Genomic DNA, 8,708 nt, shown 5'->3' with positions numbered 1-8,708 from the left:
GCATCGACTTCTATCCCGACTGGCTGTTCGACGGGCCGGTGGTGACGGCGGCCAAGCGTACCTCCGCCACCGCCCTGGCCGAGTTCTCGCTGGCCGCCATCTTCGCCGCCGCCAAGCGCTTCCCCGAGATCTGGGTCAGCCGGGCGGCCGACTGGCAACCCTCGCCCCTGGGCCTGGTGGAAGGCGCCACCCTGGGCATCGTCGGCTTCGGCGGCATCGGCCAGGCCTTGGCGCCCAAGGCCCTGGCCCTGGGCATGACGGTGCTGGGGACGCGGCGCGGGGCCGGTGATCTGGGTGTGCCGGGCGTGCAGCGGGTGGACGATGTGGTGGAGTTGTTCGCACGCGCCGACCATGTGGTGCTGGCGGCACCCGCGACGGCGGAGACGCATCATCTGGTGAATGCCCGCGTGCTGGCCGCTGCCAAGCCCAGCCTGCACCTGGTCAACGTGGCGCGCGGCGCGCTGATCGACGACCAGGCGCTGCTGGCCGCGTTGGCGGAGGGGCGGGTGTCGCTGGCCACCCTGGACGTGACCCATCCGGAACCCTTGCCGGACGGCCACCCCTATTACAGCCATCCCCGGGTGCGCCTGTCGCCCCACACCTCCGTCTACACGCCGGACACCCACGCCAACCTGGCGGCCCAGCTGGCCCACAATCTGATCCGCTTCCGCCGTGGGGAACCGCTGGAGGACGTGGTCGACCTGTCCCGCGGCTACTGACAGAAAGTCTCGACGTATGACGCTGATTTCACGCCGTGCCGCCCTGCGGGGCCTGGTGGCGGGTTCCCTGACCGTTGGCGCGTTCGGCCTGGCGGGCTGCGGCCGCAAGAAGGATGCGGAGCTGGCGGGCGTCACCCTGCGCGCGGCGACATACCGGGGCAACCCGGACTCCTTCTTCGAGCAGGCGGGCGTGGCCGACACCCCCTATACGCTGGAGACGGCGCAGTTCGCCGGCGGCAACCTGATCGCGGAGGCCATCAACGCCCATTCGCTGGATGTGGGCGGCATGAGTGAGATTCCGCCTATCTTCATCGCCGCCGCCAACCCCCTGGTGCGCATCATCGCGGTATTGCAGGGCGACGTGAACAACCAGGTGGTGCTGGTGCCCAAGGACAGCCCGATACAGACCACGGCGGACCTGAAGGGCAAGCGCGTGGGCTATGTCCGCGCCACCACCTCGCAGTACATGCTGCTGAAGATCCTCAAGGAACAGGGCCTGACCTTCGCCGACGTCACGCCCGTGGCCTTGTCGCCGCAGGACGGCCTGGCCGCCTTCCAGCAGGGCAGCCTGGACGCCTGGGTCATCTATGGCGTGGTGGTGCAATTGGCGCGCGGGGCGGGGGCGCGGGTGCTGACCACCGGCCTGAACCGCCTGTCCGGCAATTACTTGGTGGCGGCGTCCAAGGACGCCCTGGCCGACCCGCTGAAGAAGCGGGCCATCGCCGATTATCTCCAGCGCTATGCCAAAACCCTGGCCTGGATCGAGGCGGATTACACCCGCTGGGCCCGCCTCCGGGCGCAACTGACCAGCATCCCCGAGGCCGCCTACATCCAGGAATATCATGAGCGCAGCGCCGGCTACCGCCTGCTGCCGGTCAGCGACGCGGCCATCGCCTCGCAACAGGACGTGGCCGACACCTTCGCCGCCGCCGGCGTCATCCCCGCCCCGGTGGACGTGCGCCCGCTGTGGGACGACAGCCTGCATGAGGTGCTGGCGAAACTGTAGGGGCGCCTGATTGCGGGATCGTAGGATCTGCGGTATTTTCTGAGGGCAACCGGAGGGAGGTGCAAGCTCCCCCCGGCGCCCTTCACCTCCCCAGTTTCAGTTCAACGGCCATGCCGAGGAACCGGAAGCGGAGATGAAGGAAGAAGGCCCGGATAAGCATCTGGTATCCCTCTTCCTGTGGCGGGGAGGCGGCCTATCCGCCCCCTGACCACAGGCGTAATATTCCTTCAAAGCCGCGACGTATGACAACCCATGGGTTGTGCTTACGGTATTTCCGGAAGCGGCCGAAATTTTTTGCAGCGCCATGTCACACGGCCATGAAGCCATCTCGTCTTTGGGGCATGCGATGACGCATGATCCTGAAGGAGATGACGATGAGCACCCCCCGCCTCAATGACGCGTTCAAGCTGGCGCCCGAAACCATCAAGGGCCTGCTGGCGGCCAGCAACGCCCTCAAGGCCAGCGGCCTGGAGCCGGCGTTGCTGGAACTGGTTAAGATCCGCGCGTCGCAGATCAACGGCTGCGCCTTCTGCCTGCACATGCACGTCACTGACGCCCGCAAGATGGGTGAGACGGAGATGCGCCTGCATCTGCTGAACGCCTGGCGGGATTCCTCCCTGTACACCGATCGTGAGCGCGCGGCCCTGGCCTGGACGGAGGCGTTGACCCGCGTGGCCGACACCGGTGCGCCGGACGAGGACTATGCCCTGGTGCAGGCCAACTTCACCGAGGCGGAACAGGTGCAACTGACGCTGGCCATCGGCATCATCAACCTGTGGAACCGCCTGCAGGTCGGCTTCCGCGCCGCCCATCCGCCGGTGGCGCACGTCCAGGGGGCGGCCGCCTGATGGACGGGCGGGACGCCACCGCGATCTTTCAGGCGCACCGGCCCCGGCTGGTGCGCCTGGCCTACCGCATGCTGGGCTCCGTCGCGGAAGCCGAGGATGTGGTGCAGGACGCCTACCTGCGCTGGTCGCAGGCGGATCACGCCGCGGTGGATGTCCCGTCCGCCTTCCTGACGCGCATCGTCACCCGCCTGTGCCTGGACACGCTGAAGTCGGCGCGGGTGCGGCGGGAAACCTACGTTGGCGCCTGGCTGCCGGAGCCCTTGGCCGGCAGTGACGAGGACGCGGAGGAGGATGACCTGACGCTCACGCTGATGATGGCGCTGGAGCGGCTGTCGCCCCTGGAGCGTGCGGCCTTCCTGCTGCACGACGTTTTCGGTGTGGCATTGGACGATGTGGCGGGCACCCTGCACCGCGAGCCGGCGGCCGTGCGCCAGTTGGCGTCGCGCGCCCGCCGCCACATCCAGGACGCCCGCCCCCGCTACCCCGTGGCGCCGGAGGAGGGGGAGCGCCTGGCCCAGGCCTTCTATGCCGCCTCCCACCTGGGTGATGTCGACACCCTGCGGGGCCTGCTGGCGCGGGACGTGGTGCTGCGGGCCGACGGCGGCGGCAAGGTGCATGCCTTCCGCAACCCCATCATCGGGGTGGAGCGCATGGTCCGCCTGTTCGCCAGTCTGCACGCCAAGGGGGAATTCCAGTCGGCCGCCTTCATCCGGCCCATGCGCATTGACGGCTTGCCGGGCTATGTCAGTGTGGAGCGGGGCACCGTGCTGCAGACCACCGCGTTCGAGATCGAAGACGGTCGCATCACCGCCATTTACATCACCCGCAACCCCGACAAGCTGGTCCGGATCGCGCAGGCACTGGGGCTGACCGGCGCGACCCTATGAGGGGCGAAGCCGCAGCGCGGTGGAACCCGTGAAGGTTCGCATCCGACCTGCCGTGCGCTTGCGTCACGGTCGCTTCCGTTGCATCCTCCCGTCGCAAAGCCAGGGGAGATTTGCACCATGACCCATCGCATCCTGATCGTCGGCCAGGATCCCGACACCGTCGACTATACGGCACCGGGGATCATCCCAGGCATGACAGCCGACAAGGTTCGCGCGGGCGTGACCGCGTCCAAGCAGTCGCTGGAGGGGCAGGGCTACATCTGCGACAGCCTGTATGTTCAGCCCGCCCCCGCCGTGGCCGAGACGGAAGTCGCCGCCGCCTTGTCCCGCGCGACCTATGACGTGGTGGTGATCGGCGCCGGCATCCGTAATCCGCCGGCCAACCTCATCCTGCTGGAGACGGTGCTGAACACCATCCACCGCGCCGCCCCCCAGACCCGTATCGCGTTCAACACCCGGCCCGACGACACCGACGCGGCGGCGGTGAGGTGGCTTGGGCGATAGCCGCTTGCCGCCGCGAACCGGACAGGCGATACCCAGGCCTAAATCACAGTTATTTGACGCATAATCACGAGCGACATAAGCAAATCTCGTTTTTATGAAACTGTGAAATACGCGAAACGAGTGTTTCCCCATTCGTTTCGCGGAGCGCTGTTTCATGGTTCGCCGGGTCCCGTCTTCCCCCATCGCTGTTTCCTTCTTGCTGCTGGGGACTGCCCTGTGCGCGTTGACGGCATCCGCGTCAGCTCAGACGGCTCCGGCCGCCGTGGCCGAGGTGGCGCCGGACCTGGACGCCAGCGGCGGGGGCATCGCCGATATCGTGGTGACGGCGGAAAAGCGCCAGAGCCGGCTTCAGGAGACGCCCATCGCGCTGACCGCCTACACCGGCGATACTATCGAGAACCAGCACGTCAGCACGGTGCGCGACCTGGCCGGCCTGGTGCCGGGCCTGACGGTGCCCCGCGGCGGCATCACCCCGACGACGCAGTTGTTCTTCCTGCGCGGCATCGGTGAGACCGACCCCATCTTCGACCCCGCCATCGCCCAGTACGTGGACGACGTTTATGTCCCGCGGTCCATCGCCGCCTCGCCCCTGCTGGCGGAACTGGAGCGGGTGGAGGTGCTGCGCGGGCCGCAGGGCACACTCTATGGCCGCAACACCAGCGCCGGCGCCATCCGCTACATCACCCGCGACCCGAATGACGAGGTGCGCCTGGCCGTGGATGCCGGCGTCGGCACTTGGGGCGCGTTCGAAAGCCACGGCTACCTCTCCGGCCCGCTGATCGCCAACAAGCTGTATGCCAGCCTGGCCTATGGGCATGAGCAGCACGACGGCTACACCCGCGATCCCACCATCAACAAGGACGTGAACGACCTCAACGTGGACAGCGCCCGGGCCAAGCTGCGCCTGCAGGCGACGGAGGATTTGGACATCCAGCTGACCCTGGACGCCAAGCGCGACCGTTCCACCACCGCCTATTACACGCCCAAGAACCAGCCAGGCGGCGGCTTCGACCCGTCGTTGTCGTTCGCGGAGCCGCAGCCGCAGAACAACTCCAACTCCGGCGGGGCGGCCCTGCGCATCACCCAGGCGCTGGGCGACACGCTGACCCTGAAGTCCATCACCGCCTACCGCCTGTTCGGCCAGGCGCCCGTCGTCTACGACAATGACGGCGAGGCGGCGGTGAAGCAGGTGAACTACATCCGCTATTACGAGAATGAGCTGACGCAGGAGTTCCAGGCCAATGGCAGCTGGGGTCCGCTGGACTTCACCAGCGGCCTGTTCTACCTGCACGAAAACTTCTCCAGCGACCGCAACGGCTTCAGCTATCCCAGCCTGGCCAACCCGCCGCAGGACCAGGTGGGCAACACCAAGACCGACAGCTATGCCGCCTACGGCCAGGGCGACTACCACGTCACCGACAAGCTGACGGGCACGGTGGGCCTGCGCTACACCATCGAAAGCCGGGACTTCACCTATCGGCAGTTCGATGACGACCTGGCCGGCAATCGCATCACCGACGCCGCCGGCAACCCCATCGTGCCGGCCACCGCCACCAACAAGGCCGGTGCCTTCCAGACCAAGTCGGATGCCACCTGGTATTCGCTGACGCCCAAGTTTGGCGCCTCCTACCAATGGACCCCGGACCTCTTGACCTATGCCAGCTTCGCCAAGGGCTTCAAGGCCGGCGGCTTCGACAATCGCGCCAGCGCGTTGATCAACGCCCAGCTGCCCTATCAGCCGGAGAAGGTGCAGACCTATGAGGTCGGCGTGAAAAGCCAGTGGTGGGAACGGCGCGTGCTGGTCAACCTGGCGCTCTACTACAACGACTATAGCGATTTGCAGGCCACGGCGACCGACCCGGCCACCCTGCGCTCCCGCCGGCTGAACGCGGCCTCGGCCCATACCGAGGGTTTTGAGCTGGAGACCACCTTCCAGCCCTTCGACGGCCTGCGCTGGGACAACTCCGCCAGCTACACCCTGGCGCTGTACGACCAGTTCCTGAACTACGCCGGCATCGGCACCAGCGCCACCGGCAACCGCCTGCCCTACGCCCCGCGCTGGACCTTCCGCACGGCCCCCACCTACACCCTGCCGCTGGCGGTGCCAGGCCAGGCGCAGGTGGGCGTGGATGCCCAGTTCCAAAGCAAGGCCTTCGCCGATGTCGCCAATTCCTGGCAGGTGGCGATCCCCGCGCAGTGGAACGTCAACCTGTTCGCCAAGTACACGACGGAGGACGACCGCTGGACCTTCTCCGCGACCGTGCGCAACCTGGCCGACCGCCGCCTGCCCCAGGGTGGCAGCTACTCCGCCTCGGCCGCCGGCACCGTCTGGACCTACGTGGAAAGCCCGCCGCGCACGGTGTTCTTCAAGGTGGGGTATAAGCTGTAAAATGAAGGGTCGATGTTCTCTTTTTATAGTCAATGCAATAGCATACGGGGGCAAGTGATTTCGGTAAGGGCGGCGGGCATGCGCGGGCGGGCGATGCTAATTGGGGTGGTGGTCGTATTGTCATGCGAACCGGTTCCTGCCGACCGACCGATGCCTTCGGCACAGAAACGCCAGGATTTGACTCAGCAGGCGGCGTCGACGGACTGGGGCGTCGTCACCCAGGCGCTGACGGGCTTTCAGGATAAGGGTGTTATTAATCGACGGCTTTTGAACGCGGTGCCGAACAGTACCTTTGCCTCTGATGACTACGCGACGTTTCAAGCCTGCATGGCCCGGTTGCAGACCTTAAAGATACGGCAGGTCGATCGTCATGCTGGTTGGTGGCCAACCTATTGGGTGACACTTAATACCGATGGCTGTGGCCACGACGATGACTACATATACATCTTGAAATTGAGTCGCTCACTGTGGGGTCATTTACGGGTGACCGACATTGAGCGCTGGAATCTATAGACACGGCATGGCCCAAATCGAAGAGAGATGCCATGAACAATAAGAACAAGCCTTTGGAGGATCGCGATCAGCCCACATGTTTGCAGGCGGATTGGTCGGATTTCTTTGCGGCGCTTGAGGGAGTGGAGATTCCGGACGATTTCCTTTCTGCAGAGGAACGAGGGCTGGGTCCGCACGATCATGATCCTTTCCACTGGTTGACGCCATCGTCAGATCTCCCTGACATGATGATCGAAGACTGGGCTAATTAGGCATCCCCTCCGCACATCGCGATCGGGCCTTAAGCCCGGCTTGAGGAAAACTCGATTTTCCCGGGGGGAGGCTGGTTCCTATGGTTGCTGTCCACCCACCCATTACCCAGCAGGCGGAGGGAAAGATGAGCGACATCGGCGAGACCACGAACCCCCAGGCGCCGGCCCGGCTGCGGACCTTTGTCGGCCGGCTGGAGGGGCTGCTGGACCAGGGCTTGCCCGAGGGCGCCTTGCTGGACCAGGCGCGCGACGCCCTGGCCGATCTCGTGGCGGAGGATGACTGGTTGCCGGCGGTCTATGCCGAGCCCGATCCCGTGCGCTATCGCCAGTTCCTGCTCTATGCCGATCCCGGCGGCCGGTTCTCCGTCGTCAGTTTCGTCTGGGGACCGGGGCAGGAGACGCCGGTGCATGACCACACCGTTTGGGGCCTGGTCGGCATCCTGCGGGGGAGCGAATATTCCCAGCGCTTCGTCGTGGGCTCCCGCGATGAGCTGGTGGCCATCGGCCCGAAGCAGCGGTTCGAGGCGGGGGAGGTGGAGACGCTGTCGCCTGAGACGGGGGACATCCACCGCGTCACCAATGCCCACCTGGACCGCACCTCGGTCAGCATCCACGTCTACGGCGCCGACATCGGCCAGGTGCGGCGCTGGGTCTATCCCGCGGAGGGGGGCCGCAAGCCCTTCATCTCGGGCTACAGCAATGCCGCCGCCACGCCTGCCTTCACCATCACCCGTACGCCGTCCCTGGAGCCCGCCTGATGCCTTTCGCCGTCGCCACCCCTGCGGACGTCCGCCTCGCTCTGATCGCCCGGCGGGAACTGGCCCTGCTGGACGTGCGGGAGGAGGATCTCTACGCCCAGGCCCATCCGCTGTTCGCCGCAAACCTGCCGCTGTCGCGGCTGGAACTGGAGGTGCTGGACCGGGTGCCCCGGCGGGACACCGCCATCGTGCTGTATGACGCGGGCGAGGGGCTGGCGGAGCGGGCGGCTCCCATCCTGGCGGCCCTGGGCTATACCGATGTGAAGCTGCTGGCCGGCGGGCTGGAGGGTTGGCGCGCGGCGGGCTATGAGGTCTTCCGCGACGTCAACGTGCCGTCCAAGGCCTTCGGCGAACTGGTGGAGACGGAGGCGCATACGCCGTCGCTGGCCGCGCCCCAGGTCAAGGAATTGCTGGACGCCAAGGCCGACGTGGTTGTGCTGGACAGCCGGCGGTTCGAGGAATACCGCACCATGAGCATCCCCACCGGCACAAGCGTGCCGGGCGCGGAACTGGTGCTGCGGGCCCGCGGCCTGGCGCCCGATCCCGCCACCACCATCATCGTCAACTGCGCCGGCCGCACCCGCAGCCTGATCGGCGCCCAGTCGTTGCGCAACGCCGGCGTGCCCAACCCCGTCTACGCCCTGCGCAACGGCACCATCGGCTGGACCCTGGCGGGATTCACCCTGGACCATGGGCAGGAGCGCCGCTTCCCGGCGGTGGACAGCGCCCAGCAGGAGACGGCGCGTCTGGCCGCCCGCACCGTGGCCTACCGCGGCGGCGTCCGCCGCGTCACCATGCGGAGCTGGAGGGACTGGCGGACCCGGGCCGCACCC

General features: G+C 66.7%; 10 protein-coding genes. All 10 read left to right on the top strand.

The features are described 5' to 3' along the window. On the top strand, positions 1–719 hold a 719-nt coding region (locus I55_RS20420), incomplete at its 5' end, for an NAD(P)-dependent oxidoreductase (protein ID WP_044562431.1). Between the two features lie 16 nt (positions 720–735). After that, positions 736–1,725: an ABC transporter substrate-binding protein gene (locus tag I55_RS20415; RefSeq protein ID WP_044562430.1), complete on the top strand. Its 990-nt coding sequence runs from the start codon at positions 736–738 to the stop codon at positions 1,723–1,725. 374 nt (positions 1,726–2,099) lie between these two features. Further along, the gene (locus I55_RS20410; protein ID WP_044562432.1) at positions 2,100–2,573 is read left to right on the top strand and encodes a carboxymuconolactone decarboxylase family protein; all 474 of its coding nucleotides are present in this window, start codon (positions 2,100–2,102) and stop codon (positions 2,571–2,573) included. Continuing rightward, positions 2,573–3,460, top strand: coding sequence for a sigma-70 family RNA polymerase sigma factor (locus I55_RS20405; protein WP_044562429.1), 888 nt, complete (start codon positions 2,573–2,575; stop codon positions 3,458–3,460). Before I55_RS20410 ends, I55_RS20405 begins: the two co-directional genes overlap by 1 nt. 117 nt (positions 3,461–3,577) lie before the next feature. Further along, positions 3,578–3,964: a hypothetical protein gene (locus I55_RS20400; protein ID WP_044562428.1), complete on the top strand. Its 387-nt coding sequence runs from the start codon at positions 3,578–3,580 to the stop codon at positions 3,962–3,964. A gap of 154 nt (positions 3,965–4,118) precedes the next feature. After that, positions 4,119–6,353, top strand: a complete 2,235-nt coding sequence (locus I55_RS20395; protein ID WP_044562427.1) for a TonB-dependent receptor — start codon at positions 4,119–4,121, stop codon at positions 6,351–6,353. A 12-nt stretch (positions 6,354–6,365) separates the two neighbouring features. Then, on the top strand, positions 6,366–6,866 hold the full coding sequence (locus I55_RS36165; protein WP_148293866.1) for a hypothetical protein: 501 nt from the start codon (positions 6,366–6,368) through the stop codon (positions 6,864–6,866). Between the two features lie 32 nt (positions 6,867–6,898). After that, positions 6,899–7,117, top strand: a complete 219-nt coding sequence (locus tag I55_RS36160) for a hypothetical protein (protein WP_148293865.1) — start codon at positions 6,899–6,901, stop codon at positions 7,115–7,117. A gap of 125 nt (positions 7,118–7,242) precedes the next feature. Further along, positions 7,243–7,875 carry a cysteine dioxygenase gene (locus I55_RS20390; RefSeq protein ID WP_044562426.1) on the top strand — a complete coding sequence of 211 codons (633 nt, stop codon included), beginning with the start codon at positions 7,243–7,245 and terminating at the stop codon, positions 7,873–7,875. Continuing rightward, on the top strand, positions 7,875–8,708 hold an 834-nt coding region (locus I55_RS20385), incomplete at its 3' end, for a rhodanese-like domain-containing protein (protein ID WP_044562425.1). The genes I55_RS20390 and I55_RS20385, both read left to right, overlap by 1 nt.

Source organism: Azospirillum sp. B4, from assembly GCF_000333275.1.
GTDB lineage: Bacteria > Pseudomonadota > Alphaproteobacteria > Azospirillales > Azospirillaceae > Nitrospirillum.
Note: the sequence above shows the minus strand (reverse complement) of the source record. Positions and strands in the feature narration are given on the sequence as shown.

Excerpts from the sequence above, each read along its gene's own strand:
- I55_RS20415 (WP_044562430.1), top strand. The coding sequence starts at position 736 with ATGACGCTGATTTCACGCCGTGCCGCCCTGCGGGGCCTGGTGGCGGGT.
- I55_RS20410 (WP_044562432.1), top strand. The coding sequence starts at position 2,100 with ATGAGCACCCCCCGCCTCAATGACGCGTTCAAGCTGGCGCCCGAAACC.
- I55_RS20405 (WP_044562429.1), top strand. The coding sequence starts at position 2,573 with ATGGACGGGCGGGACGCCACCGCGATCTTTCAGGCGCACCGGCCCCGG.
- I55_RS20400 (WP_044562428.1), top strand. The coding sequence starts at position 3,578 with ATGACCCATCGCATCCTGATCGTCGGCCAGGATCCCGACACCGTCGAC.
- I55_RS20395 (WP_044562427.1), top strand. The coding sequence starts at position 4,119 with ATGGTTCGCCGGGTCCCGTCTTCCCCCATCGCTGTTTCCTTCTTGCTG.
- I55_RS36165 (WP_148293866.1), top strand. The coding sequence starts at position 6,366 with ATGTTCTCTTTTTATAGTCAATGCAATAGCATACGGGGGCAAGTGATT.
- I55_RS36160 (WP_148293865.1), top strand. The coding sequence starts at position 6,899 with ATGAACAATAAGAACAAGCCTTTGGAGGATCGCGATCAGCCCACATGT.
- I55_RS20390 (WP_044562426.1), top strand. The coding sequence starts at position 7,243 with ATGAGCGACATCGGCGAGACCACGAACCCCCAGGCGCCGGCCCGGCTG.